The sequence below is a fragment of the uncultured Bacillus sp. genome (genome assembly GCF_958411575.1).
Classification (GTDB): domain Bacteria; phylum Bacillota; class Bacilli; order Bacillales; family Bacillaceae; genus Bacillus; species Bacillus spizizenii.
Window position 1 is genome coordinate 122752 of sequence record NZ_CATYRA010000010.1, and the last position, 26878, is coordinate 149629.

Genomic DNA, 26878 nt, shown 5'->3' on the forward strand with positions numbered 1-26878 from the left:
TCGTAAATGACGGATACATTCTCGGCCTCTTCTAGATAAATACCCGCCGCATCAATGCCAGACCGAAGCGGATGCCCTTTCCGTGAACGCCGTTTTTGTTGCCTGAAAGAACCGTTTCTAAAGGAGTTTTAGCCGTTAAATAGTAAAATTGTGTCATAAGGCTGTCCTTTCCTGCACTAATTTTATGATGATGCCATTATAACTGATCGTGAATACTGACAATACAGGGTATAACTTGATCAAATGAAAAAAGACACTGCATTTGTGCAGTGTCTTTCATTATTAATGTCCCGCCTTAACTCCGGCAAGATGTTTGCGTCCCATGAGAAGGACGAGCATGCCGACAAAAACGACGATTCCGCCTACCGTATATGGTGTGCTTGCGGTGAAGTGTTCTGACAGCATTCCCGCAATCCACGGAGCGAGCGCGCCGCCGATGAAGCGGACTGAGCTGTAGGCTGAAGACGCGATTGATCGTTCAACCGGCGCAGAACCCATGACAGCTGTTGTCATGATCGTATTGACCATACCAAGGACAGCACCGGCCACAACGATACATGTAATAATCAACGCCTGATGCTCTGTCCAGATGCCCATGATGATCAAAATCACCGCAAAGGCGATAAAGAGAACGACCAAGGAACGCACTGTGCCCATCGCTTTGTGCACGAGCGGCGCCGTAAAGACTGACGTAATCGCCAGTAAAAGGCCCCAGCCGAAGAAGACATATCCAAGACCATGTTCATCTAAATCCAGAACGAACGGAGAATAAGCAAGCAGAATAAAAAATCCAAAGTTGTATAAGAATGCAGATACCGCCATTGTCAAAAGGCCTTTATATTTGAGTGCCTTCATCGCATCAAACACTCCGACGCGTTTCGCCGGTTTCTGCAGCTTCGGAAGCATGAAAGAAATCGCGATTAACGCAATAAACATCAGGACAGATACTCCGAAGAACGGTGCGCGCCATGAAATGCTTCCAAGCTCTCCGCCTGCAAGCGGCCCGACAGAAATCCCGAGACCGAGCGCAGCCTCATACAAAATAATTGCTTGGGCGCTGCCCCCGACTGACACGCCGACGATAACCGCAAGCGCTGTTGAAATAAACAAAGCATTACCTAATCCCCAGCCGCCGCGATAGCCGACTAGCTGAGCAATTGAACTTGAGCTGCCGCCAAGCGCCGCAAACACAATAATAAAAATAAGTCCGAGAATTAATGTCCATTTCGCGCCGATGCGGCTGGAAATGGCTCCTGAGAAAAACATCATAAATCCGGTAACAAGCAAATAACTTGTAAACAAGAGTGATACTTCACTAGGTGAAGCATGTAATTGTGCGGCAATTGCCGGAAGAATTGGATCGACCAGCCCGATTCCCATAAAGGAAATCACACAGGCAAACGCGACAGCCCACACAGCTTTCGGCTGGCTGAGCAAGCCCGTTTTCTGATTCACTTGTTTTGTCTTATCCATTTGACCTGACCTCCATCTTTATTCCATTAAAAGAAACGCTACAAAAATAGCGTTTGGCAAACTTTCATTCGATTGATTGAATAGCACGTTCCGCCTTACCTTTCATGCCTTGCAGGCGTTCTTTAAAGCTTTCGAATGTGCGGATTTTCTCATCAATCAAATCCAACTGGTGATTCAGGGTTTCCTGAATTTCCTCCAGTTTTTCTTTCCGTTCCTTAGGATCCAGTGACAACAAATACCCCTCTTTGTTTAACTCTAGCTGGCGGCTGGTTTCCATGAAATGCTGAAGCTCCTGAAGGGAAAAACCGAGCACCTCTTTTGTGCTGATGACTTTCTCAAGCTCCTCCATATCATCCTCTGAATAAAGCCTTACGCCGCCGTCTGTCCGTTTCGGCGCCGGAATCAAGCCGATCTCTTCATAAAACCGGATGGTCCGCTTAGTCAGCCCGCTTCTTTTGGCTACTTGATCAATCTTCATCCATTCCAAGGTAAATCCCCCTTCGCCGTTTCTGTTACCATTATACACCTTTTGAACCTTAACGTAAACGTCAAGTTTTAAAAATCAATAAAAAAGACGAGTGCATCAATCACCCGTCTTTCACTGTCCTGTTTAAGCCAAACTTCCTGTCACTGAGAGGGGCTGCTTTTGAAGGCTGTCAGAAAGCAATTGATACGCAATGACTTTCTTCTTGTACTGCTTTACGACGTCGATATGGTCGTCATAGCTGTATACAAACAGCTTCACATCTTTATTGCCTTTTTTCGTATCTATAACCAGTGGCGTGCCGCCGTTTTCTGGATGTAAATAACGCTCTTCATCACCTGGATAGATATAATATTTCTCCAGGAAGACAGCTTCGTTAAATTGGTCAATTACTTTCTGTTTCTCTTCACCTTCGAGACGTTTTCCATCCAGGGAGAGAACAGCATTTTCGTCACTCAGCTTGGCGTGCACCGCGAATTTGCTGAGCAGCCATTCCATAACGCCTGTTGGAAGACAGGTTAATACGATTTTTACCAAACTCATGAGGATTAACAGCACGATCGTCCATGTCATACTTCATCATCTCCGTTAGTTTTGCATGTGCCGCTGACACACAACTCCATCCTATCATAGGATGGCTGGTTCGTTTTTGTACATTATGTGAAAAAAGCGCGGCCTGCTGCAGGCCGCGCTTTTTTAGCTTTCCAGCTCTTCTATCATGAGGGACAATTCTGTCCACCGATCCATAGCAGCCTCAAGCTCTTCCGCTGTTTTGGCCTGCTCGGCCATCAGCTCTTGGATTTTTCCGAAATCGCTGCCTGCTGCGGCGATGTCAGCTTCGAGCTGCTCATGCTTCTCTTCTAGCTGGGCAATTTTATCTTCGATGCCGTCCCATTCAAGCTGATCTTTGTAAGAAAGCTTTTTCCGTTTTTTCTTCGGCTCGGCTTCAGCCGGCTTTACTTCAGCCGCCGGTTTTTCAGCGGTTTTCTTCGCTTTTGACTCCTCCATATACTCGCTGTAAGAGCCTTGGAAGCGGGAAATGACGCCATTTCCTTCAAACACAATCAAACGGTCGACGACACGGTCAAGGAAGTAGCGGTCATGGGATACGGTGATGACGACGCCAGGGAACTGGTCAATATAATCCTCCAGGACGCTTAATGTTTCAGTATCCAAATCGTTCGTCGGCTCATCGAGAAACAGGACATTCGGCTCCTGCATGAGAACCTGAAGTAAGTATAAACGGCGTTTTTCCCCTCCGGACAGCTTGCGGATATACGTCTGCTGCATCGAACGCGGGAAGAGGAAACGCTCCAGCATTTGTTCAGCTGTAATGATATCGCCATCCGCTGTTTTGACGACCTCCGCCGTTTCTTTTATATATTCAATGACCTTTAACTCGCCATTCATTTCACTGTGATCCTGGGTATAGTAGCCGATTCTGACCGTCTGTCCGATTGTAATATGGCCGCCGTCTGGAGTATGACGGCCGGCAAGGGTGTTTAACAGCGTTGTTTTTCCGATGCCGTTCGGTCCAATAATCCCGATCCGTTCACCCGGTATGACCAATTCATTAAAGCGGTCGACGAGCATGCGACCGTCATAAGCGATCATCACGTTCTCCGCTTCAATGACCTGTTTGCCAAGACGGTGGGAGCCAATTGCAAAGTCGAGTGAACCCGACGACTGAGGCCCTTTCTGCTCCTTAAGCGTCTCCATTCGGTCAATTCTCGCCTTTTGTTTTGTGGAACGGGCTTTCGCTCCCCGTCTGAGCCAAGCCAGTTCGCGGCGCAGCAGGTTTTGCCGCTTCGTTTCCTTTTGCTCAGCCTGTGCTTCCCGTTCCGCTCGTTTTTCTAAAAACACTTCATAGTTGCCTTTATACGTGTAGAGGCTGCCTCGTTCTAACTCATAAATTCGGTTCGTGACACGGTTTAAGAAATACCTGTCGTGCGTCACCAGTATGACGGAGCCGGGATATTGACTTAAATATCCTTCAAGCCACTCAATCGTTTCATTATCCAAATGGTTGGTCGGCTCGTCTAAAATGAGCAGATCAGCTGGCTGAATTAAGTTTTTGGCAATGGCCACCCGTTTTTTCTGGCCGCCTGAGAGCTCGTTGACTGGCTTTGTTACATCGTTGACGCCCAGCTTAGACAATACGGTTTTCGCCAAGGTATTCGCATCCCACGCGTTATTCGCATCCATTTTTGCCTGCGCCGCCAGCAGGTGCTTCTGGCGCTGTTCATTTTCGGGATCTTCCCCCAGTTCATACAGCGCTTTTTCATATTCACGCAAGGTTTTCATCACAGCCGATTCACCGGAATAGATATGCTCCAGCACAGTTTGCCCCGCAGGCAGCTCCGGGTCTTGATGAAGAAATTCGACGTGCACGCTGCCGGATTTCGTGATTTCTCCCTCTTCAATAGATTCCAAGCCGGCGATCACTTTTAGCAGCGTTGATTTTCCTGTTCCATTCGGTCCGATTAATCCGATTCTCTCATTCTCTTCAATATGAAAGGAGATGTGGTCAAATAATGTTTTATCTCCGTATGTTTTATACAGATTTTCCGCTTTTAATATACTCATGATTCCAATCAATCCTCACGTAAGTTCATGTGTACATTTTAAATCAGCCGCTGGAATAAAACTAGTAAAACGTCGGACAAGTTTCATGGAAATACAAGATAGAAAAAAAACCGGGGACATTTGTCCCGGTCTCTTATTCTTCCTCTAGCGCTTTTTCTGCCATTTTTGCGAGATGCTGTGCACTTCCTGAAATCTCCTGCATCGTGGAGGAAATTTGTTCAACGGCAGCGGCTTGTCCGTCTGTATGCTGATTAATCGACTCAATTGATTCCTCCAGCCCTTTCAGCAGGCTGTGGATTTTTTTCGTGATCTGGTCAATCTGGCCGACATTTTCTTTCGAATGCGTCGCTAGCTTTCTGATCTCATCTGCGACGACAGAGAAGCCTTTTCCGGACTCTCCTGCTCTCGCTGCTTCGATTGCGGCGTTCAAGCCGAGCAGGTTGCTTTGGTCTGAGATGCCTTTCACGGTTACTGAAATATCGGCAATTTCACCGGCGCTTTCACTCACCTTTTTCGCCTGAGAGGAAATGCCTGACATTTGAGTTGAAAACCCGTTGATTGATTCAGAAATATCGGAAATGGCTGCGGCCGTTTGTTCAACGATAGCTGATAAGCTTTCCGCCACATCATGCAGCTTTGATGACTCCTCAAGGCTCGTCCCGAGGCCGACGCCTCCTATCACTCTTCCATTCTCGTCGTGGAGCGGGATGGCACGTGCAATCAATGGGAAGCCGAACAATTCTTTCGGAACCATGCTCGTCTTCTTCTGATTGGTGCGGATAGCATCTGTGATAATATCCCCTTCCTGCAGCGGATCACCGGCTTTTACGTTCAGAGAAAAGGTTTTGGCCGGTATATTCACAAGTAATTTTTCCGTATCGTAAATGCCGATTGTAATATCATCTTGGACCAGGCTGTTTAAATAAGGGGCTACTTTGACAAACGCGTCCAGAAGATCTGCGGTTTCTTTTTCCGTTCTTATGCTCAATTCGATTCACTCCTATTCATTAATAAGGGAAGCTGCGTTTTTGGTGCTGGACCGAAATCCATTTCAGTGTCGTAAATTCTTCAAGGCTCCACTCGCCGTTCAATCGGCCGAGACCGGATTGCTTTTCACCGCCGAAGGCCACATTCGGTTCATCATTGATTGTCGTGTCATTGACATGAATCATGCCTGTTTCAATGCGCTTCGCAAAAGCCACGCCGCGTTCAAGATTTGACGTATGTACGGCACCGCTCAAACCAAACGGCGTTTCGTTTGCGATATCAACCGCTTCGTCTTCTGAATCAAACTTCATAAAGGAGACGACAGGTCCGAATAGCTCTTCCTTGGCAATGCTCATGAACGGTTTCACGTCTTTTAAGATCGTCGGTTCCACAATTGTCCCGTTAAACCCGCCAAGCTTCACTGGAACAGCCCCTTCTTCAATCGCTTTCTCAACAGATTTCATCAGCCCGTCCGTCTGTCTGCTGTTGATTAATGGCCCGATAATCGTGTCAGGGTCCATCGGGTCGCCAACCTTCAGCGATTCCACTTTTGCCTGATACATTTCAAGGAACTTATCATAAATTGATGAGTGAACAAGTACGCGGTTGGCTGACATACAGATCTGCCCTTGATGGGTAAATCTGCTAAACACTGCCGCATTGACCGCATATTCGATATCCGCATCTTCAAGCACGATAAAGGCGCTGTTTCCGCCGAGCTCAAGAAGCGGCTTTTTAAAATGCTTCATCGCAAGCTGGCCGATATAGCTGCCGACTTTCGTAGAACCTGTAAATGAGATGATCCGCGGTACCGGGTGTTCCACAAAGCTGTCTCCGATTTCTGCAATGTCTGTGACAACGACATTCAGCAGCCCCTCTGGGATTCCCGCGTTCTCAAAAATTTTCGCAATCAGTGTACCGCCGCAAATCGGTGTTTCTTCATGCGGCTTTAAAACGACGCCATTGCCTGCTCCGAGCGCGGGCGCCACTGATTTCATAGATAAAAAGAATGGGAAGTTAAATGGGCTGATGACACCGACAACGCCTGCCGGCACGCGATATAATCTGTTTTCCTTGCCATCTATTGTTGACGGAAGAATTTTTCCTTCCATGCGGACAGGGAACGTCGCCGCTTCTTTCATAATGTTTTTGACAAGCCCGATTTCAAAGGCTGCTTTGAGCCTTGTTCCGCCAAGCTCCTCCATAATCAAATAAATGATGGCTTCTTCGTTCTCTTCAATATACGTGACGGCTTTTTCTAAAATGGTTCTTTTTTCAAACGGATTGACCGCATCCCATTTTTTCTTCGCCAGCGCCGCTGCCCGGTACGCTTCATCTACATCGTCAGCAGTCGCTTTTTGGAAGGTTGTGAATGTTTTTTGAGTATAAGGATTTTTGTTTTCTAATACATTTGGGCTGCTGCCCTCCTGCCATTTCCCGCCGATAAATTGTTTATTCAACTCTTCATATTGAAACATGGTCAGCATCTCCTTTTTAACCGCTAGTCAAAATTGGGCGAATCTATTTTTTCTATCGGTTCGCCTTGCATAAAATTGAATATGTTATTAGTAATAAATTACTATCCTGTCATACGACAACGCTGTTTCACTTCTATCATTTAAAGCGGAAAAATATATGATTGACTGCGCCAAATTTCGACAATATAATACAACAAGAACTGTATATAATGATTAGAATATTTTGAATTTTTCAGGAGGAACTTTTGATGAGTTCATTATTCAGAAAAAAACCGCTTGAAACATTGAGTGCGCAGAGCAAGTCAAAAAGCCTTGCTCGCACGTTAAGCGCATTTGATTTAACCTTGCTTGGTATCGGTTGTGTGATCGGTACAGGAATTTTTGTCATCACAGGAACAGTGGCCGCAACCGGTGCAGGTCCCGCCCTCATCATATCGTTTATTTTAGCCGGGCTCGCCTGTGCGCTCGCTGCCTTCTGCTATGCTGAGTTTTCGTCATCGATTCCGATTTCGGGAAGCGTGTACTCATACTCCTATGTGACACTCGGAGAGCTGCTCGCCTTTTTGATCGGATGGGATCTCATGCTTGAATATGTCATTGCACTATCAGCGGTTGCCACCGGCTGGTCTTCATACTTTCAATCACTGCTTGCCGGCTTCAACCTTCATATTCCGGCCGCACTGACAGGAGCGCCGGGAAGCACGCCGGGCGCCGTGTTTAATCTTCCGGCTGCAGTGATCATTCTCATCATCACTGCGATTGTCAGCAGAGGCGTCAAGGAAAGCACACGTTTTAACAACGTCATCGTACTGATGAAAATCGGGATCATTTTATTGTTCATTATTGTCGGCATCGGTTATGTCAAACCGGATAACTGGTCTCCTTTTATGCCGTTCGGGATGAAAGGCGTCATTGTCAGCGCGGCAACTGTGTTCTTCGCGTACCTAGGGTTTGACGCGGTTTCTAACGCTTCAGAGGAAGTGAAAAATCCGCAAAAAAACATGCCCGTCGGCATTATTTCGGCTCTTGCCGTTTGTACTGTTCTGTACATCACGGTTTCGCTTGTTTTGACAGGCATGATGCCTTATACGAAATTGAATGTCGGAGATCCGGTGTCCTTTGCGCTAAAATTCGTCGGCCAAGACGCTGTTGCCGGTATTATTTCTGTCGGTGCGATTATCGGGATTACGACGGTTATGCTCGCTTTGCTGTACGCTCAGGTCCGTTTGACATTTGCTATGAGCAGAGACGGCCTTCTGCCTGGGTTGTTCGCAAAGGTTCATCCGTCATTTAAAACCCCGTTCCGCAATACATGGCTGACTGGTATCGTTGCGGCCGGAATCGCCGGCTTTATTAACCTCGGAACGCTTGCCCATCTGGTGAATATGGGAACGCTGGCGGCGTTTACGGTCATTTCAATCGCTGTTATCGTGTTAAGAAAGAAATACCCGGAAATCAAAGCGTCCTTCAGAGTGCCGTTCGTTCCGGTTGTGCCGATTATCAGCGCAGGCATCTGCCTTTGGTTTATGTACAGCCTTCCCGGCGTCACATGGCTTTCCTTTGTGATCTGGATCGCCGTCGGGGCGCTGGTTTATTTCCTGTATTCTAGAAAACACAGCCTATTAAACAAATAACTCTTGTAAGCCGGCGGTGCCTCACCCGCCGGCTTTTACCTTTTTTTATATGCTATACTTTTGAGTACATATGAGAAAGGGAGACAAACCGATGAAACAATACCGCACTTTATTATTTGATGTAGATGATACCATCCTTGATTTTAAAGCGGCAGAAGCATTAGCACTGCGTTTGCTGTTTGAAGATCAGAACATTCCTTTAACAGATGAAATGAAGACGCAGTATAAAACAATCAATCAAGGTTTGTGGAGAGCCTTTGAAGAAGGAAACATGACACGGGATGAAGTCGTGAACACCCGTTTTTCCGCTTTGTTCAAAGAATACGGTTATGAGGCGGATGGTGCCTTGCTTGAACAAAAATATCGCAGCTTTCTTGAAGAAGGGCACCAGCTTATTGACGGCGCCTTCGATCTCATCTCAAGTCTGCAGCATCAGTTTGATCTGTATATCGTGACAAACGGCGTGTCTAAGACACAGTACAAGCGCCTCCGTGATTCAGGATTATTTCCGTTCTTCAAGGATATTTTCGTTTCTGAAGATACAGGCTTTCAAAAACCGATGAAGGAATACTTCGATTATATCTTTGAACGGATTCCCCAATTTTCAGCAGAGCACACATTACTCATCGGCGATTCACTCACTGCCGATATCAAAGGCGGACAGCTCGCCGGGCTTGATACTTGCTGGATTAACCCTGACATGAAGCCAAATGAGTCAGAGATCATGCCAACTTATGAGATTCACAAGCTTGAAGAGCTGTATCACATTTTGAATATCGAACATACCGTCAGCTGCTAATCATGCTGGCGGCTTTTCTTTTAGAAGAGTCTTTTTTCCTCTTGATAAATTCTTCACCTTATGAATAATATGGTGGTATGCTTTGGCTATATATGTAAGGAGGAGACTCACTTGGCTATCGCCACCCCGCTAAAAGAAAAAACCGTTCAAAAACCCGGCACCACGGTGTATCCGATTTTGATGATCATCGGAATCTGCCACATGCTCAACGATTCGCTGCAAGCCGTGATTCCGGCCATGTTCCCTATTTTAGAACGCTCCATGAGCCTGACGTTTACACAGCTCGGCATCATCGCTTTCACATTAAACATGGTGTCATCTGTGATGCAGCCTGTCGTCGGCTGGTATACCGATAAACGGCCGCGACCGTACGCGTTGCCAATCGGTTTGACCGCCAGCATGCTCGGCATTTTCGGCCTTGCATTCGCCCCTTCATTCATAACGATCTTGTGCTGTGTGTTTTTTATCGGATTAGGCTCCGCCATTTTCCATCCGGAAGGCTCCCGTGTAGCGTATATGGCCGCCGGCACAAAACGCGGGCTCGCCCAGTCGATCTATCAGGTGGGCGGAAACTCAGGCCAGGCGATGGCGCCTCTGATTACCGCGCTGATTCTTGTGCCGCTCGGACAATTCGGCGCCGTTTGGTTCACGCTTGTCGCCGCGCTCGCTGTTATGTTTCTGCTGTATATTGCGAAATGGTACGCCGCACGTCTCGGAAGCCTTGCCCAGAAGTCAGGCAAACAAAAGAAAACAGCTGAAAATACGGCCATCACCAAGTCTGTTGTATCTGCTCTTATCATTATTATATTTCTCATTTTTGCACGTTCTTGGTATACGAGTGCGATCGGCAACTTTTACACGTTTTACGCGATGGATACATATCACGTAAGCATTCAGCAGGCACAAAGCTATATTTTTGTCTTTTTGCTGTTCGGCGCTGTCGGCACGTTTCTCGGCGGCCCGCTTGCAGACCGTTTCGGAAAACGCTTCGTGATCCTCGGTTCGCTGCTCTGCTCGGCGCCGCTGGCAATTTTGCTTCCATTTGCCGGCCCGGTGCTCGCCTATGGCGTGCTTGCATTGATCGGCTTGGTTCTGATGTCGAGCTTTTCCGTAACGGTTGTCTACGCACAGGAGCTTGTTCCTGGAAAAATCGGCACAATGTCCGGTTTGACCGTCGGACTCGCCTTCGGGATGGGCGCGATCGGCGCTGTGGCGCTGGGCGCTCTGATTGACGCCGCGGGACTGACCCCGACGATGATTGCCATTGCCTTTCTCCCTGTACTCGGCATCCTAGCCTTCCTATTGCCGAGCGATCAGAAGCTGAGAGAATGGCATAGCTGAAGAAAAACCCCTGCCATCCGGCAGGGGTTTCTTAATCCAGCTGTATAAAATGAGTGTCAGGCACTGCGTGCTTTGGGATAAAGCCGTCCGCAAAGTCCGGAAACGCTGACTGAATTTCGTCAATCCATTTTTTCAGGTTTAATACATACGGCATATAAATCATTTCAACTGTCGCTTCATCTTCAATTCGGTAATACCAGCAAAGATTAAACTCTTTTTCCGTAACGAGTGTAAATCCGGAGAAATGATAGAATATCAGCGGCGTTTCATTTACATACACGCGGCCGTCCTTTTGCCCGACCTTATAATTTTCGATATTCCAAAGCGCTGTATTGGCTCCGATTGATTTGACCACATGCACACCCTTATACTGCGCCGGCCATTTCTCCACATATCTTTGATCGCCGTACGTCTTTCGTTCCGTATCCATTTCTACCGTACAAAATGCAATGCACTCCTGTCTCCACTGCCACACCGCTTCATATGCTTCCTTCGTATTCCCCGCACCGACAAAACCTGTGTTATAGCGGCCGGTCCGCTCATAGTAGGGCATGAACCGCGGCGAGTTGCGGTGATCGGTCAAATACAGAGAAGCTGTTGGGTTTTCCGCAAAAATACGTGCCGGATCTGAAAAGAAAAACAGATCGGTATCCATATGAGCAAAGTATTCAGCGTTATCCCATTTGCTCATGACATGGAACAGAAAGGCCGGCTTCAATGTCCAGCAATATTCATGAAACGTTCGATTGCTTTTCGCTTGCAGCAGCTCCGGGTCTTCCATTTCATGCAGCTGCACAAAGGTCACATGTTCCCATGGCACATGCTGAAGCAATTCATACGCTTTCTGATCGACACACAGCACATACAAGTGAAAATCATCGCAATGCTCATGGAGAGAATGAATCATGGGCATCAGCTTAAAGATATGCGTCCTTGACACTATCGTTGAAAAATGAAATGTACTCACTATACCACATCCAATTATCTAAGATCCACGTGCAGCAAATCGTTGACAAGCGCATACAGTGCGTTGGCAAAATCGTTCACGCCAAGCTTTTTCTTCGCTTTTGGCAGAAGCTTACGGACAGTTTGTAAATCAAAGCTTTTCGCCGTCACCCTTTGGGGTTTCTTTTGCCAATCCGGGTCAATATTGCGCTCTTTGACAACATGGAGCAGCTCAAGAAACAGATTCAGCAGCATGTCGTATTTCTGAGATTCTAAAAGCTTATGAATATCAGCCATGATGCCGTTCGTCATGTCAGGAGGGAACGGCCCGTTAAAAGCGAGATGAACGTCTAAGGAGCGAATGTTGTTGTATTTATCGCACATATAGGCAATGTTTGCCCGAATATCGTCTACAGACTTACAATTGCTCGGGTGCTCCTGATGAACACTGACAATGTCGCGATGCAGCCTGAACGTCAGTCCGGCCTGATGAAGCCTGATCCCGAGATCATAATCCTCAAACCCGTACCGCACAATGCCTTCATCAAATAAACCGAGGTCGACCACATGCTTGCGTTTAACAGAGGAATTATTCGTGATAAAAAAGCGCCATGGCATATGATAGCCTATCAGGTCATCGCCGTACTCCTCTAAAATCTGCTTGAGCACGTCAATAAAATCGGTATCGAGGTCAAAGCTTTTATCCAGAAAGCTTCCGTTTTTGATGTCCGCTTCCTGCAGCAGCTTTTGTTTGTCTTTTTTCGGCATTTCGTCAACGAGCTTTGCGAGCTGTTGCTTATGTTCATCTTCAAAGCGTTCATAATAAAAACTGTAGATCCGTTTCCAAAACAACCCGCACACGACGAGATTCTCTTCATTCTCATGCGCTTTAATATGCTTTGCCACATGATCCTTTGCCGCAAGCATATCGCTGTCGTGAAAAATGAGGATCTCTCCTCTGGCATTACGAAGAGCCTGATTGCGTCCGTACGCAATGCCCCTGTTTTCTTTAATCCGTGTAAAGATCAGCGGAAAATCCGCTTGAAATGACTCAAGCATTGAGAGCGTCCCGTCCTCAGAGCCATTGTCCGCTACAATGACTTCAAATTCTTCATCGCACTCCTGCTGGTTTAATGACAGAAGGCTGTTATACAGGCGCTCCTTTGAATTATATGCAGGAATAATAACGCTTGCTTTCACTTCATTTCACTTCCTGTATTAAATCATTTATTTGTTGTCATCTTTTGAAGCAAAACCGTTAAATTCAGGGTCTAACGTTTTGATATGCTGAATGATATGCGGCAGCGTCTCTTGGTATAGTTCATGCATAAACGGCAGGTCTGTGCGGGTTGTTTCATGAATCTGTTTGATTTGATTGATGCTGACGATTCGGTATCCGCTGAAATGGTAAAAGATCAGCGGGCTGCCATCCTCCAGCACAATCCGGTCATCCTCCCAGGAAAACGTATGCTGTCCGTAGTTCCAGTGGCCAATGTTCACACCGGGTGTCGTAATGTCACACACATTCGGAAACAGCTCAGACATATAATCCAAATAGCCCTGATCACCGAATTTCCCTTCACCCGGGGCATTTTTGCATTCCTCAAGACAGCGTTCCTTCCACCACTCCAAGCAGTCCGTGCCGGCATCGTCATGCTTAAAGCTGATAAAGCCGGAGTTATACCTGCCTAAAAGACGCTGGAGCATGTCAATCTGCTCTTTCTCAAACGAAGGGATTACGATATCACCTCGTGAAAGCAGCACCGAACAGTCCGGCTGGTTTTCAAAAATCGGCGACGGATCAGCGTAGAAAAAAAGATCCCCGTCAATATACGTTACACGCTCCAGCTCGGGATTGCTGTTCAGCACAGCTTGCAGAAAGATCGGCTTCATCGTCCAGCAGTACTCGCTTTGATCTCTCGTTTCCTTCAGCTTCAGAAGCATTTCATTTTCGAGTGCGGCCACCGGCACAAGATTTAGCTGCTTCATCTTCAGTTTCTGTAAGACGCGGTGCGTATCTTCATCCATGCATAGCGTAAAAATGGGACTGTCTTGGTCAACTTGCTCTAAAGACTTAAATAAGGCGACTGCCTGATATAATCTCCCTTTTGATAAAACGGTGCAATACGCGCTGGTCACAGTCATGTTCACCTCGTTTCACATTACTTTTTGAAGAATTCCGTATACCACTCAATCGTTTTTTCAAGTCCTTCATCAATGGTGTAGGCCGGTGTCCAATTCAGCAGCCTTCTTGCTTTTTCCGCTGATAAATATTGATGTTTGATTTCATTGCTTCCCTGGTTCAGCACTTTCGGCTTCAGATCACTGTTCATTTTCTTCAAGATTTTTTCTACCAGTTCAAGTACAGTCAGCTGGATCTCATTGCTGAAGTTAAAGGCCTCCCCTGCAAGATTGTTTTCTTCCATTTTTTCTGCCAGAAGCAAATAAGCCTGAACGGCATCTTCAATATAGAAGTAGTCGCGGACAAACGTCCCGTCGCTGCGGATTTCCGGCGCTTCCCCGTTCAGCACAAGCTGAATCGTCTGCGGAATGATGCGGTTGAAGTTCAAATCCCCACCGCCGTACAGATTCCCGCAGCGTGTGATGCAGACTGGGAGCCCGTACGTGTGAAAATATGTGTGGCTGATGAGATCTGCGCAGCTTTTTGAGACGTCGTACGGATGCTTGCCTTGCAGCGGCATATTTTCATCGTACGGAAGGTTTTCTTGATCGCCGTAAGCTTTATCACTTGAAGCGACAATCACCCGCTTGATTAACGGATGCTTCCGGCAGGCTTCGAGAATATTCCATGTGCCGAGGATATTCGCTTCAAAGGTAGATATCGGGTTGCGGTTCGCCACGCCAACAATCGCTTGAGCGGCGAGGTGAAAGACTGTGTCAATTTCATACTCGCCAAGCGCTCGTTCTATCACAGGCAAGTCTTCAAGAGAGCCCCGCACGATGTTCATTTTCTTGATATGTTCTCCCTGGTAAAGGCTGGATTGAGGCACATGATCCCTGACAAGCCCCGTTACGTTTGCGCCCTGTTCGATCAGCTCTTTCACCAAATAGCTTCCTAAAAGACCTGTACACCCCGTGACAAATACGTTTTTACTTTTCCAGAAACTCAAATCAGTTCACCATACCTTCCATACTTGTTGTCCTTGATCCCACATTTTGTTGACTTCTAAGAGATTTTTATACGTATCGATGGCCGTCCAAAATCCGTAATGGCGGTACACGGCAAGCTCCCCGTCTTTGGCAAGGTTCTTCAGCGGTTCATCTTCGAACATCATGTTCCCGTCCTTCGGCAAATAATCGAAAACCTTGGGACTGAGAACAAAGAATCCGCCGTTGATGATTCCGTCACTTGATGTCTTCTCAGAAAATGTTTTCGCCATGCCGTCCTCAACCGTCAAGGTGCCGAACTGCGAAACTTTGTCAATGCCGGTGACAGTCGCGGCAACCCCTTTTGTCTGATGATAGCTGATGAGATGGAAAAGATTGATATTGGCCAGCCCGTCCCCATAGGTGAGCAGAAACGTTTCATCGCCGATATAGTCTTTTGCCTGCAAGATTCTTCCGGCTGTCAGTGTGTCTTCCCCTGTCTCCAAAAACGTAATTTTCCACGTTTCAGGCTGCCCCAGCATCTGCACCTCTCCCGTAGAGCCGTCGAGAGTCAGGCTGTTGTGCTTCCACTCATAGTCGAGAAAGTATTCTTTGATTTTTTCTCCTTTATAGCCCAAAAGCAGAATAAACTCGTTTACTCCGTAGTACTGATAGATTTTCATAATATGCCATAGAATCGGTTTGCCGCCTATCATGGCGAGCGGTTTAGGAATGTCATTCGTGACTTCACTCATCCTTGTTCCTTTTCCGCCGCAGAGAATGACCGCTTTCATCTCTACCCCTCATCTCTATGAATATTGAGTTCGAAACCTGGTACATCTTTACAATCTATCAAGGCGTTTCCCCGATAATTTGTCCACTTCAATACCGGTTTCAAAATCTACTGTAATGATATGAGAGAAAGGCGGCCTTGGTGACCAAATGGAATCTATTTTTTCAAGTTGGTTATGTAACCAAAAAAAAGAGCCTTGAGCGAAGGCAATGCGCCCGCTCAAGGCTCTTTCTCGTCTTATTTGATTTCTTTTTCCTTGCCGTAATGATAGTCAGACGGATCAACGGCTGTAAAATCGCTGAGTTTGTGGAATCTTAGCAAGTCTTTGTACAGAACACTGTCTGACAGGCTCAGCTGCTGGTTCACTCTTGTTTTCAGATTCTTCGTTTCTTCATTCGCTTTCAGTTTTTCACCAGTCTTCGTATCGTAAATGACATTGTCGACTGATGTGTACTTCGGCGTCACGAAGTCTCCGTTTCTGAACGCCACTGTATCATCGTGGTCTTTAGAGAATAAATCAGTACCAAAGTTGATATATTTCTGCGAATCAATTCCTTGTAAGTGCAGAAGTGTCGGCATGACGTCAATTTCGCCGCCATACGTATGGTTCACTCCGCCTTTTTTGCCAGGAACACGGATCATCAGCGGCACACGCTGGTTTTGCGCGTTTTGATAATCTGTGATCTCTTTTCCAAGAATTTCTTTCATCGCACGGTTATGATTTTCAGAAATACCGTTATGGTCCCCGTAAATCACGATGACTGAGTCGTCATACAGACCGGCTTCCTTCAGCTCCTTGAAGAATTGCTCAAGCGCCTCGTCAAGATAACGGGCTGTCTGGAAGTAATTATCAACTGTTTTATCACCGGTTGTCGCTTTCTTAATGGACGCATCTTCTTCATCCAGGTTAAATGGATAGTGGTTTGTCAACGTAATTAAATGGGCGTAAAACGGCTGTTTAAGAGATTCAAGTTTTGGAATCGATTCAGTAAAGAACGGCTTATCCTTGAGTCCCATATTCACGATGTTTTCATCTGACATATCATAACTGCTTGCGTCGAAGAACTTGTCATATCCAATATGTTTGTAAATCTGGTCACGGTTCCAGAACGATTTGTAGTCACCATGCAGGACGGCGCTTGTGTAGCCTTCCTTCTGATCCAAAATTGCAGGAAGTGACTGATATGTGTTTTCGCCTTTTGTCACAAATGCGGAGCCTTCAGGAAGGCCGAAGATGGAGTTATCCATTGTCAGCTCGGCATCAGATGTTTTTCCCTGGCCTGTCTGATGGAAAAAGTTATCAAAATACGTCACATCTTCCCCACCGTGTGCAAGTTTATTCAAGAACGGCGTCACCTCTTCACCGTTCAGCTTGTAATCAATCAGGAATGACTGGAAGCTTTCCAGGTGAATCTTAATAATGTTTTTGCCTTTGGCAGAGCCGAAGTACTCGGCATTCGGTTTCGCATAATGAGACGTCGTATAATTCTCGACGCTTGTTAAATCATCGCTGCTCGCGTAGGCTCTTTGCGTTTCCGTTTGAGCCGTCTGAACACCGTCATAAATGGTGTAATTGTAAAGACCTAAATATTTCACGATATAATTGCGGTCAAACGTTCTTGTCAGCAGCTGCGGACGGTCTTTTTCCGCATAGTGCAGGTTGATGAAAAACAGTGCGACCCCGGAAAGGATCACTAAAGATGCAAAGCGTTTTTTCATTTTGTATTGTTTTAATTCAGGTCTCCAGATCAATACCGCAATTAAAATAATGATATCTAAGAAATAGAAAATATCATGAGCGGCCATGATACTGAAAATCCCGTCTCCCATGTTTCCGACATTTCCGGATTGTTTAATGTTCGGGAATGTCAAGAAATCATCAAAGAAACGATAGAATAAAATATTTGCGTATAACACAAATGTCATTACGAAATCAATAATCAGCATGATTATGGCTGATTTACGCCCTTTCGCAAGCAAAGCCAGTCCTAAAAAGAAAACCGCGCTTGAGAACGGGTTAAATACCAGGAGGATCTCCTGGGTTGTGCCTTTTACCCCAAGATTAAACTCAGTCTTGTAGGATAAATACGTTTTTGCCCAAAACAGTATAACAGCCAGCACAAAAAAGCTAAGTTTGTAAGAAAAAAGTTTCTTCATGGCAACCTCTACTTTCTTAAACACTTTAAGTCTTCATTCATATTTACCTGCTCTTTATCCTGCCTTCCAATTCCTTTTTTAAAACAAAATCAAGGCATCACACAACAAATAAATACACCGCGAAAGCCGGAATATTTATGCTTCGCACCATACCAATTTTATTGCAACCATTTCGACCAAACACTGGACGAAAGAAGCCTTCATTTCGTTTCACATTTTTTCTCGGAAATAGAAAAAGGAGTTCTTTTGTCATGTGTGCCTTTGAAAAAAGAAATAGATACCGAGTATAAGAATAACATAAACTAGCAAAAACGAAAAATAGGTTTTGCAGAAAGCCCGCCCTCTGGCGGACTGTGGCTATTGTATGCACTCATGTTTAGCACGATCACAATTTTTTTGAAAGGGCAAAAAAAGACTGGATGTCTCCAGTCTTTAAACCCCCGACCAAACATCTTTTGCATATATACCGGTATCCTGCAGATGTTTTAGCCAGTTTTGTGCTTCTTCTTCACCAGTTCCATGAACAGACTGATACGCTTTTTGCAGTCCGGCCTCCACATCTGGGGCCATTTTGCTGCCATCACCGCATACATAGAGCCTGCCTCCGCGATCAAGAATCGAAATCAATGTTTCTGCATGGTCAGCCATGAGATGCTGGACATACGTTTTCGGCATGCCTTCTTTTCGGGAAAAGGCTGTGTGGACAGTGACGATTCCATCTTTTTCAAACTGCTCAAGCTCGTCACGGTAAATAAAATCATGATCGTTCCTGCATCCAAAATAGAGATGAGCTTCGCCGAGCGCTTTTCCCTCCCGCTTTAAAGCTGCGCGTGCTTGGAGGAAACCGCGGAATGGCGCTACTCCTGTGCCCGGCCCGACCATAATGATTGGGGTTTCAGGGTCTTCCGGAAGCTGAAACCGGGATTCCGGTGTGCGGACAAACATCACGACATCATCACCCGCTTGGCGCTCAGCTAAGTAACTTGAAGAAACACCCCTGTATTCGCCGCGGCCGCTCCACGCAGGGCCGCGCACGACACCAACTGTAATGGATGCCTGCTCAGGATTTACCCTTGGAGAGCTTGAAATCGAATAATATCTCGGTTTTAACGGCCGTAAAAGCTCTAAAAACCGTTCAAACGGCATTTCACATGATTCATATTGCTCGAGCAGATCCAGCATAGAAATCCGTTTTTTCAAAATTTGTTCCTGATAAACGCCCTCTTCCGTCATATCTTCCAATTCACGTTTATGAGGCGGACAGACGGTAAATGCGGCCAGCTCGCGTATTTGCGCCCTAGTTGCCGCTTCCTGCACCTCGACGCTGTAGCTGAGAAGATCATGAAGGCTCACAGGACGCCCTAATGGCAGATGCCCCGCACTGCGCCCGCTTGCTGACAATGTCACTTGATCGGTTCCCTTCAGGCCGAAGCGGTGAAGTATCCGGCTGACATTGGTTTGGCTGTTCCTCGGCAATACGCCAAGGTGGTCGCCCTCCCGATATTCAACATCCGGCGGCAATGCGATTTCGATATGGCGGGTACTGCGATCACTGTCTGCGGACTGGAGTTCACGATTTTCGGCGATGGATGCGTGAGCAGCTTCGTACGATCGGGCCAGCGGTGACTCTCCAAGCCCTCTGACAAACTGAAGGCTCAGCGTGCTTCGTTCCTTATCGGCGTTTTCATTAAGCTCAAGTCCGAATGCTTTGATGGCGTCTGTCCACATGCTTTTTTTCCACTCGTCAAGCTGCCCTTCAAAATCACCGCTTACATCACCCTCTCCGCGCTCAGAAAACCGAGTCGCGCCTTTCTCTGCAAGCTGCTCATCAATGAATCTCGGCACGTACTGATACGTGCTCGCCCAGTTGTGGTCGCCGCAGCCAAATACCGCGTAATGGACGCCCTCAAGCTCACCCGGTTTGATTTCTTGAAGCCACTGCACGAACTGTCCGGCATTGCTTGGCGGTTTTCCGTTATAGGACGCGGTCACAATGACAACCGCTCCCTCTTTCGGCAGCTTTCCAATCCGGTCGTTCAGAGGTGCGACTTCAGTCCTTACGCCATGAAGACTGGCTGTATCGGCAAGCTCGCGGGCTACGCCTTCTGCGGTGCCGGTATCTGATCCGTACAGCACAAGAAGCGGCCGGTTGTTGAGGCCGATGACCGATGCACCCTTTGTTTCCGTTTCCTCTTTTTGCTCAACAGGCGCCTCTTTTTCAGCTGCCGGAACGTCCGTATGAATGGCTTCCTGATGCCGTGTTTGAACCCTGATACGAAAATCGCCAGGCTTGAGTGTTAAGGTTTGTTTGATATCAAGCTCATAATTCTCATGATCAATTAACGTGAAATATTTTAAGACCATGCCCAGCACAAGTGTGGCTTCATGAAGGGCAAACTGCATGCCGATACAGGCCCGCTGTCCATTTCCGAACGGTTTGTACGCATGATGAGGCACTTGGTCCTGATGTTCAAACCGTTCTGGACGGAATTCTTCAGCGTCCTCTCCCCAAGCGTCCTGATCACGATGAAGCTGCGGAATCAGCACAGAAATTCTATCTTGGGTTGTAATCATGTACTTTCCGCCAATGACTGTGTCTTCTTTTGGATAAAGGCTGAAAGCCGGAGCCGTCGGCCATAAGCGCAGTGATTCATTTAAAATCATCCGTATGTATTTCAGCTCGAGCACTTGTTTATAGGTTGGCGCTGCACCTGTCAGCACCCGGTCGACCTCTTCATACGCCTTTTTCAGTTTGTCAGGATGCTTCAATAAAAAGTAGATCGCAAAGGAAAGGAGTCCGCTCGTGGTTTCATGCCCGGCAATCAAAAACGTAATGATTTGAAAGCGGATATTTTCATCGTCGAGCTTTTCACCTGTTTCCGGATCTTCCACATTCAGCATGCGGGCAAGCAAATCTTTTTCATCCTGATCTCCATTTGATCTCCGCTCGGCAATAATGCTGTCGACTAATGAAAACATTGTTTGAATATCATGATGGAATTGGCGCTTTGTTCTGACCATAAGCTTATCTTGAAAATCAAGCCGCTGCATCTGGTGCATCGCTTCATCCAGCGCCCGTACCATGCTGTTGATAAATGGGTGTGGCGTTTCTCTGTAGTAGCTGTTAAAACGATAGTTAAACCCGCACAGCCCAATTGTGTCGAGCGTCAGTCTCGTCATATCCCCTGGGACATCGACTGCTTCATTCGGATTGAGTCTGGCCCATTTTTGAATGAGCTGAACGGCGATATCGACCATTTTCTCATGGTAGTCTTTCATGGCCCGCTGGCTGAACGTCGGCATCAGAATGTTATGCGCTTTTCTCCAATTAGGCTCATGTGTCCAGCTTGTAAACAATCCGTCACCGGAAAACGCGCGAACCTTCTCCAAGGCGCCTTCAATGCTTTTGTCGAATCGCTCTTCATCACAAACTTCTTTCACCAATTCGTGTCCGGACACTACAATCGTCGTGCCCGCAGGTGTATGGATTTGAAAAATCGGGCCCTGCTCTTCTGCCAATTTGATCAGCGACAGTGTCGGTTTGTCTTTATCAATTAAAGGTAGATTGCCGAGCGGACCATAAGTCTTCGGCTGAGGAATCGGGCTTGTTTCCTTCATCGAACCATTCCTTTCCGTATGAAATGCCTTCTATCTGACTACATTTCCCTTTCATGGCCATGATTATTCCATTCTCCCAATTGACGCATGATCGCTGTTTTTTCTATACTTGAGAAGCTGTACAATACGCGAATAAGGTGAGTTCATATATGGATTTTGAAATTCGATTTTTATCCTTTTATGTCATACAAGTGGAAGGCAAGGATGAGCAGGCGAACAAGCAGTTCAAGCACTTCCAAACCCTTGATACGGGTGAGTTTGAAGAAAGCGAGCTGAAGGACTTTCTCGACGGAGAGCTGAAAAAAATCGTCAAACGGAAAGCCGACCGCCATCCGCAGTCCGAGCAGGTGCCGACGAAGATCGGCCATTTTATCGTCGAGCCCGGCCACGAGCTCGATTCCAACCCGAATTACAACATGTTCAACCGGGCGCGCCTGGCAGAAACAAAAGAAGACTTTAACGAGCTGAGCGAGCAGTTCGTCCGCACGTACCTCGACACGAGCGCAGTCCGCGGCGGCGTGTTCCTCGTCGCTTCAGCTGTGCCGAGAAAATACTTTGACGAGTCATTTGTCTTTATTATGAAATGTGATTTTGAGCCGAAGGTCGCCCGCATCGCAGACACATCTTCTCTCATTAAAAAAGTTGAAATGGCGATCACGACAAAAAACATGAAAAGTATCCAATACCCGTACATGCCCGAGGAAGGAATGGTCGAGGAAGGCGAGCTGAAAATCCACCAGGCCTCTCACGCCCGCTATTTCGAGGACTTTCTGAAATTCGTCGAATACGGCGAATCGATGCCGGAAATCATGAAAAACCAGGTCATGAATATGGTGCAGGAGCACGTCTACGAGACATTTGAAGACAACAGTGAAGAGCTCAAGCAATTTGAACAAGACATCGAAATTTGGGAAGCGAGCGAAAAACGTGAAATCCAAGAGCGTCTCGACACCCATCAAGTGATCGAAGCTTCCGCCCAAATCATCGAGCACACACCGGAGGCCCAGCTGAAAATGAAAGTCGGAGATACCGAGATTAAGGGATTGCTAGCGGATTTTGGCGATTCGATTCATCTCGCAAAAGTGAACGGGCGCTATGTCGCGCTGATTGAAGCCGAGACGATTTCTTTTGAGAAGGGCAGTTCTCCGGTGGAGTTTTATAAGCCTGAGGGGCTGCATGAGGTGATTGAGCGGATACGCCACAAAACAGAGCAAGAATAAAAAAGTCCAGAAATTACTTTCTGGACTTTTCCTATTAGTATCCTTCCCTCAACACCGCATAGCACTCCCCGATCAGCTCTTCCGCTCCAGGCTCTCCTTTTAGCCCGCGGCGGACGATTTCTGAAGAGAGGTTCTGGACTTTGAGCGCTCTTGGGGCTCTTCTTTTGTAATACGCATGAAATGCGGTTTTGATGTCGCCGTGATTTTTGAGTTCTTCGGCGAGGACGATAGCATCCTCGATGGCCATTGCCGCTCCTTGTGCCAAGGTCGGCGCTCCAGCATGGGCGGCGTCTCCTCCGATGACGACGCGGCCTTTGTACCATGGCTCCTGCACTGCGACCTGCTCCAGTTTGTTAAACATGACAGGGTGCTCTTTCGACATATGCTTTGTGACAAAATCCAGCCCCGAAAAGCGAGAGAGAATCTCTTTTACTCTTTCAAACCGGGTATCTTCCTCATCCCAGTAATCGCTCGTGCAAGGCTGGAGGACGAAAACATAGCCGGCGTGTTCCGCCAATGGCACGACGCCAATTTGTGTGTCTCCGCTTCTATACATCAATGTTGCGTCCTCAAATGTATAATCAGAGAGCTCGATATAAAAGCGCCACGCCCCCATGCCGAGGTGCTCTTTTTCTGTTTCCTTTTGCAGCATCTTATCGCGAATAGCGGAGTGAATGCCGTCAAAGCCCGCCAGAATGTCAGCCTGCATCTTTTCTCCGTCTTCACAAAGGGCAGTGACTGATTCAGCCGTTTCTTCATAGGCGACAACCTTTTTCCCCCACTTGATGTTTACACCCGCAGCCTCGGCATGCTTCATGAGAATGTCATTTAACGTTTTTCGCAGAATATTATTGCGTCCCGGAAGTGTGTCATCTAAAAAGGATTCACTGACTTGAAACTGCAAATTCCCCTGTTCATCAAACGTTTTAAACCACTCTGTTTGAAAGCCATGCTTACAGCACTCTTCGAATACGCCCAATTCTTTCAAGACAGCCAGTGCGTTTTGCGGCTGAAGAATTCCTGCACCTGTTTTGCGGTTTTCTGAAGCCGCTTCACACAAGGTGACAGAAAACCCTGGCTTACTGAGAGAAATGGCCGCTGACAAACCGCCGATTCCGCCTCCTGCTATTAAAATATGTTTCATATAATAACCACCTTTTCAGTTCTGTATGTAGTTAGGCACCTAACTATGTTACCTTACTATGTTTCGCAAAAAGCTGTCAATCATCTCCAAGCCAAGTTGCGTTATGGTTTTCGCTCCTTTATAATCGTGTCACAACGAACGTACGGGAGCTTATTATCATGGAATTAAAACATTTACCGAAATATAAGCATATAACAGAGCACGCCGAGACGTATGCCAATATAGACGCCGACTCTCTTGAATTGTTTTTATCTCTTTTTGATATCTCTAAAAAAATGAATCATGTGATGGAGCACTATTTCACAGGCAGCGGGCTGTCGGAAGGAAAATTCAAAATCTTGATGCTGCTCTTTGATGCCAAGGATCAGACGTTAAGTCCGACAGAGCTTGCCAAGCAATCAAACGTCACGAAAGCAACAATTACAGGACTGCTTGACGGGCTGGCGAGGGACGGTTTTGTCAGCCGCAGGCATCACACAAAGGATAAACGAAGAATCAGCATCGAACTGACAAAGGAGGGCAAAGAACGGCTTGAGCAATTTCTGCCCGGCCATTTCAGCAAAATCTCCGCGGTAATGGAAAACTACAGCGATGAGGAAAAAGAGATGTTCGTGAAGATGCTTGGTGATCTCTTTGAAAAGCTAAGCGTGTTTAAAGACTAAAAAACCCATCTGATCAAATGCGCAGGCTCCACACCTGACAAAATGACAGCCGCACAACTCCACCTGCCTTTTTAGTGTATGGCAAAAAAGCGCCTATCCAATGACAGGCGCTTTTTCATTAATCATCACTGCTCAAAATGCCGAAGAAGCGAAGCAGATTGATGAACAAGTTGATAAAGTCAAGGTACAGCGATAATGCCATAACCGGAATTAAGTCTTCCGTAATATGACGGTGTTTGATTTGGTTTAGATCATACAAAATGTAAAGGGAAAAGACGATGGTTCCGATAACGGAATACGCCATCATTGCCGCTGAGTTTAACGGGCTGAAAATGTTGAAAATGCCAACCACCGCCAGCGCGAGAACCGCTACCAGCAGAAATGACCATAGGAAGGATAAATCCTTCTTCATTTTTGCGCCGATTGTGCCTAGAACGGCAAAAATGACAAATGTAGAGCCAAAGGCTTCAAGCACGACATAGGCGCCGGCGATGGAAGCGTAGTGGCTGACGATCGGAAATAAGGTAATGCCGGAAACAAACGCGAATGTATATACAAACGCATATCCAACTGCTTTTCTTCTGCGCATCCAGAAGGCGAGAATAATCATCCCCACTTCTAGAATAGAAAGCGGCAGCATCAAAGCGACAGGAACAAATTGGCCGATAAATAGACCGACAGTAGCGATTAGCAGTGTGAAGACAAAGACTGTCAAAATGCGCTGCATGATCGATTGCTTACTCTCGTGAACCGTAGCTTGCATGTCAAAAATCCTCCTAAAAAATGATCTTAAAGGTCTATTATATAAAAATTGGATGAAATATGTATATGTTTTAAGGAGAATTTAATGAAAACAACGTCCTTATGCGATCACTTTGATTCTTTCCTTTTCAGCGAAAACCGGTGCTTTTCTATTTTCTCAATTTGGGTAACCTGAGAATCATGAACCGTAATCTGAATGGTGCCGAAATCGAGCGTTTCTAGCGAGCTGATTATTTTTTCAATCACTTCCGGATCAATCGTTGATTTTGAAACCAAAAGACCTTCCCCCCTGTTGAATTCGATTTAATTCACAGTATTCTTATAAGAATTATAATATTATGTTTTTTTTGATAAATCAATGGTGTTTTCTGATCAATTCAAAAAGGCATATGATCACCCGATGGCGGACAATCATATGCCTGGTCAAACTTCCTATTGGTTTTCTTCCAATTCCTCAACAATGCAGCGAACGCCCATGTTTTCTAATGCCTGCTTCAGCGTGCCGTACGTTTCATATTCACTAAAATCAAGCCCCAATTGAATCGATGTCTGGGCCACATCTGGGCGAATTCCTGAAAATACAGCTTTGACGCCTAATAAGAAAAGCGTTTTTGACAGGTTATACAGTTGCTGCGCCACCATGGTATCCACAATCGGGACACCCGAAAGGTCAACGACAAGACTTGTGATTTTTCTCTCGATACAGCGGACCGGCACTGTTTCTAAAATGACCTGTGCCCGTTTCGTATCAATGGAGCCGATAAGCGGCAATATCCCGATTCCATCCGCAATAGAAATCACCGGGCAGCCCAGCTCTGAGATCAGTTCCTGTTGGGATGTGAGCCTCATCAGCATAAATTTTTGGTACTGCTCGGAAAACTCAATGATCAGCTTATCGAACGCCTGATTCACTATGCGGTTCCATCGGTTAGCATCCTCATCTGTGACGATATCCCGATTCTCTTTAATAAACGCAACGACAGCATCCCAGAATGAGATTCTTGAGTTTGATATGGCTTCTACAACCTCATGCACCTGAACATCTTGCTCAACCCTGTTTTTTGCCACGGTTTGCGCCCATTGTGTCATATGTTCTTGAAACTCAGTTTGATCCTCAAGGAATGCGCTTGCGATCGTTATATTGGTAAACGTATGCTGCTTGGTTAAGAGCTGTTTCGTTTCTTCACTTAAATTGTCGGCGGAATATAGCTCTCCTTTCAGCTGACATCGCAAACTGAACCATTTCTCCGTAATATCCGCCGTGTGGTCTATGATATATTGATATAATAATTGATCGATATTCACGGTCTGTCTCCTTTTTTATAATAGAAGCTCTTTCATTATAAAATGATACATCGGAATTGTGAATGGGACTAGGAAAAAATCGAATAATTCTGCATTCTGAGCGCATACCAATTTCATCCATAGGCGAATGCACCAATAAACATCCGCTCGCATAAACTGCAAATGTACAGTTTACAATGAGAAAGGGCGTTATCACATGTATTATGTTGATCCTTATATGTTTGCCGGGCATTTTTATGAGCCATGGCCTGCTTTTGAATACGAATATCGTTATCCAGATGGTTACCCATGGTCTGGCATTGGCGGCGGCGCTGTGCCTGGCTTCGGCGGCGGCTCCGGCCCTGGCATTGGCGGCGGCGCTGTGCCTGGCTTCGGCGGCGGC

At 46.5% G+C, this 26878-nt stretch carries 23 protein-coding genes and 1 pseudogene; 6 read left to right on the plus strand and 18 right to left on the minus strand.

Annotated elements, in window-relative coordinates; all coding sequences use genetic code 11:
• Positions 1-31: 31 nt before the first annotated feature.
• From Q5C82_RS16435 to yfmT, 7 genes are all read right to left on the minus strand, one after another.
• On the minus strand, positions 32-157 hold the full coding sequence (locus Q5C82_RS16435; protein WP_003223004.1) for a hypothetical protein: 126 nt from the start codon (positions 155-157) through the stop codon (positions 32-34).
• Between the two features lie 125 nt (positions 158-282).
• Positions 283-1473 carry an MFS transporter gene (locus tag Q5C82_RS16440; RefSeq protein WP_003223003.1) on the minus strand — a complete coding sequence of 397 codons (1191 nt, stop codon included), beginning with the start codon at positions 1471-1473 and terminating at the stop codon, positions 283-285.
• A 64-nt stretch (positions 1474-1537) separates the two neighbouring features.
• Positions 1538-1960, minus strand: a complete 423-nt coding sequence (locus Q5C82_RS16445) for a MerR family transcriptional regulator (protein WP_003223002.1) — start codon at positions 1958-1960, stop codon at positions 1538-1540.
• Between the two features lie 123 nt (positions 1961-2083).
• Complete coding sequence (locus tag Q5C82_RS16450) at positions 2084-2530, minus strand: YfmQ family protein (RefSeq protein ID WP_003223000.1); 447 nt, start codon at positions 2528-2530, stop codon at positions 2084-2086.
• Positions 2531-2653: 123 nt separating this feature from the next.
• Complete coding sequence (locus Q5C82_RS16455) at positions 2654-4543, minus strand: ABC-F family ATP-binding cassette domain-containing protein (protein ID WP_003222998.1); 1890 nt, start codon at positions 4541-4543, stop codon at positions 2654-2656.
• Between the two features lie 133 nt (positions 4544-4676).
• Positions 4677-5537, minus strand: coding sequence for a methyl-accepting chemotaxis protein (locus Q5C82_RS16460; RefSeq protein WP_079996302.1), 861 nt, complete (start codon positions 5535-5537; stop codon positions 4677-4679).
• Between the two features lie 13 nt (positions 5538-5550).
• Positions 5551-7008 carry a benzaldehyde dehydrogenase gene (gene yfmT / locus Q5C82_RS16465; protein ID WP_003222995.1) on the minus strand — a complete coding sequence of 486 codons (1458 nt, stop codon included), beginning with the start codon at positions 7006-7008 and terminating at the stop codon, positions 5551-5553.
• A gap of 248 nt (positions 7009-7256) precedes the next feature.
• Between yfmT and Q5C82_RS16470 the strand changes: the two genes are divergently transcribed.
• The 3 genes from Q5C82_RS16470 (at position 7257) to Q5C82_RS16480 (ending at position 10782) form a co-directional block, all read left to right on the plus strand.
• Complete coding sequence (locus Q5C82_RS16470) at positions 7257-8642, plus strand: amino acid permease (protein ID WP_003222993.1); 1386 nt, start codon at positions 7257-7259, stop codon at positions 8640-8642.
• 91 nt (positions 8643-8733) lie between these two features.
• A complete protein-coding gene (locus Q5C82_RS16475; protein WP_003222990.1) occupies positions 8734-9441 on the plus strand; it encodes a YjjG family noncanonical pyrimidine nucleotidase in 708 nt (235 codons plus the stop codon).
• A 111-nt stretch (positions 9442-9552) separates the two neighbouring features.
• Positions 9553-10782, plus strand: a complete 1230-nt coding sequence (locus tag Q5C82_RS16480; protein ID WP_003222986.1) for an MFS transporter — start codon at positions 9553-9555, stop codon at positions 10780-10782.
• Positions 10783-10813: 31 nt separating this feature from the next.
• On the opposite strand, the gene Q5C82_RS16485 is transcribed toward Q5C82_RS16480, so the two are convergent.
• The 7 genes from Q5C82_RS16485 to cypD all read right to left on the minus strand — a co-directional run bounded on the left by Q5C82_RS16485 (position 10814) and on the right by cypD (position 21403).
• Positions 10814-11749, minus strand: coding sequence for a putative nucleotide-diphospho-sugar transferase (locus tag Q5C82_RS16485; RefSeq protein ID WP_003222984.1), 936 nt, complete (start codon positions 11747-11749; stop codon positions 10814-10816).
• 14 nt (positions 11750-11763) lie between these two features.
• Complete coding sequence (locus Q5C82_RS16490) at positions 11764-12927, minus strand: glycosyltransferase family 2 protein (RefSeq protein WP_003222982.1); 1164 nt, start codon at positions 12925-12927, stop codon at positions 11764-11766.
• Positions 12928-12954: 27 nt separating this feature from the next.
• A complete protein-coding gene (locus Q5C82_RS16495) occupies positions 12955-13866 on the minus strand; it encodes a putative nucleotide-diphospho-sugar transferase (RefSeq protein ID WP_003222980.1) in 912 nt (303 codons plus the stop codon).
• A gap of 23 nt (positions 13867-13889) precedes the next feature.
• On the minus strand, positions 13890-14858 hold the full coding sequence (locus Q5C82_RS16500) for a GDP-mannose 4,6-dehydratase (protein ID WP_032727232.1): 969 nt from the start codon (positions 14856-14858) through the stop codon (positions 13890-13892).
• Between the two features lie 6 nt (positions 14859-14864).
• Positions 14865-15629, minus strand: a complete 765-nt coding sequence (locus Q5C82_RS16505; protein WP_003222976.1) for a glucose-1-phosphate cytidylyltransferase — start codon at positions 15627-15629, stop codon at positions 14865-14867.
• Positions 15630-15865: 236 nt separating this feature from the next.
• Positions 15866-17785 (minus strand): lipoteichoic acid synthase LtaS1, encoded by a 1920-nt coding sequence (gene ltaS1, locus Q5C82_RS16510; protein ID WP_003222974.1) that lies wholly within the window; start codon positions 17783-17785, stop codon positions 15866-15868.
• Positions 17786-18217: 432 nt separating this feature from the next.
• The gene (gene cypD / locus Q5C82_RS16515) at positions 18218-21403 is read right to left on the minus strand and encodes a bifunctional P-450/NADPH--P450 reductase (protein WP_003222972.1); all 3186 of its coding nucleotides are present in this window, start codon (positions 21401-21403) and stop codon (positions 18218-18220) included.
• 149 nt (positions 21404-21552) lie between these two features.
• Between cypD and Q5C82_RS16520 the strand changes: the two genes are divergently transcribed.
• Positions 21553-22623: a DUF3900 domain-containing protein gene (locus Q5C82_RS16520; protein WP_003222970.1), complete on the plus strand. Its 1071-nt coding sequence runs from the start codon at positions 21553-21555 to the stop codon at positions 22621-22623.
• A 34-nt stretch (positions 22624-22657) separates the two neighbouring features.
• Here Q5C82_RS16520 and Q5C82_RS16525 read toward each other — a convergent pair whose 3' ends face one another.
• A complete protein-coding gene (locus tag Q5C82_RS16525) occupies positions 22658-23767 on the minus strand; it encodes an FAD-dependent oxidoreductase (RefSeq protein ID WP_003222967.1) in 1110 nt (369 codons plus the stop codon).
• A 158-nt stretch (positions 23768-23925) separates the two neighbouring features.
• On the opposite strand from Q5C82_RS16525, the gene Q5C82_RS16530 reads away from it, so the two are divergent.
• A complete protein-coding gene (locus Q5C82_RS16530) occupies positions 23926-24429 on the plus strand; it encodes a MarR family winged helix-turn-helix transcriptional regulator (RefSeq protein WP_003222965.1) in 504 nt (167 codons plus the stop codon).
• 118 nt (positions 24430-24547) lie between these two features.
• Here Q5C82_RS16530 and Q5C82_RS16535 read toward each other — a convergent pair whose 3' ends face one another.
• From Q5C82_RS16535 to Q5C82_RS16545, 3 genes are all read right to left on the minus strand, one after another.
• On the minus strand, positions 24548-25192 hold the full coding sequence (locus Q5C82_RS16535; RefSeq protein WP_003222963.1) for a Bax inhibitor-1/YccA family protein: 645 nt from the start codon (positions 25190-25192) through the stop codon (positions 24548-24550).
• Positions 25193-25299: 107 nt separating this feature from the next.
• Positions 25300-25467, minus strand: a complete 168-nt coding sequence (locus Q5C82_RS16540; protein WP_003222961.1) for a YezD family protein — start codon at positions 25465-25467, stop codon at positions 25300-25302.
• Between the two features lie 156 nt (positions 25468-25623).
• The gene (locus Q5C82_RS16545) at positions 25624-26496 is read right to left on the minus strand and encodes an STAS domain-containing protein (protein WP_003222959.1); all 873 of its coding nucleotides are present in this window, start codon (positions 26494-26496) and stop codon (positions 25624-25626) included.
• A gap of 196 nt (positions 26497-26692) precedes the next feature.
• Here Q5C82_RS16545 and Q5C82_RS16550 point away from each other — a divergent pair.
• Positions 26693-26878, plus strand: a pseudogene (locus Q5C82_RS16550) (hypothetical protein); the annotation flags it as partial.

Excerpts from the sequence above, each read along its gene's own strand:
- Q5C82_RS16435 (WP_003223004.1), bottom strand. The coding sequence starts at position 157 with ATGACACAATTTTACTATTTAACGGCTAAAACTCCTTTAGAAACGGTT.
- Q5C82_RS16440 (WP_003223003.1), bottom strand. The coding sequence starts at position 1,473 with ATGGATAAGACAAAACAAGTGAATCAGAAAACGGGCTTGCTCAGCCAG.
- Q5C82_RS16450 (WP_003223000.1), bottom strand. The coding sequence starts at position 2,530 with ATGACATGGACGATCGTGCTGTTAATCCTCATGAGTTTGGTAAAAATC.
- Q5C82_RS16455 (WP_003222998.1), bottom strand. The coding sequence starts at position 4,543 with ATGAGTATATTAAAAGCGGAAAATCTGTATAAAACATACGGAGATAAA.
- yfmT (WP_003222995.1), bottom strand. The coding sequence starts at position 7,008 with ATGTTTCAATATGAAGAGTTGAATAAACAATTTATCGGCGGGAAATGG.
- Q5C82_RS16470 (WP_003222993.1), top strand. The coding sequence starts at position 7,257 with ATGAGTTCATTATTCAGAAAAAAACCGCTTGAAACATTGAGTGCGCAG.
- Q5C82_RS16475 (WP_003222990.1), top strand. The coding sequence starts at position 8,734 with ATGAAACAATACCGCACTTTATTATTTGATGTAGATGATACCATCCTT.
- Q5C82_RS16505 (WP_003222976.1), bottom strand. The coding sequence starts at position 15,629 with ATGAAAGCGGTCATTCTCTGCGGCGGAAAAGGAACAAGGATGAGTGAA.
- ltaS1 (WP_003222974.1), bottom strand. The coding sequence starts at position 17,785 with ATGAAGAAACTTTTTTCTTACAAACTTAGCTTTTTTGTGCTGGCTGTT.
- cypD (WP_003222972.1), bottom strand. The coding sequence starts at position 21,403 with ATGAAGGAAACAAGCCCGATTCCTCAGCCGAAGACTTATGGTCCGCTC.
- Q5C82_RS16520 (WP_003222970.1), top strand. The coding sequence starts at position 21,553 with ATGGATTTTGAAATTCGATTTTTATCCTTTTATGTCATACAAGTGGAA.
- Q5C82_RS16525 (WP_003222967.1), bottom strand. The coding sequence starts at position 23,767 with ATGAAACATATTTTAATAGCAGGAGGCGGAATCGGCGGTTTGTCAGCG.
- Q5C82_RS16530 (WP_003222965.1), top strand. The coding sequence starts at position 23,926 with ATGGAATTAAAACATTTACCGAAATATAAGCATATAACAGAGCACGCC.
- Q5C82_RS16535 (WP_003222963.1), bottom strand. The coding sequence starts at position 25,192 with ATGCAAGCTACGGTTCACGAGAGTAAGCAATCGATCATGCAGCGCATT.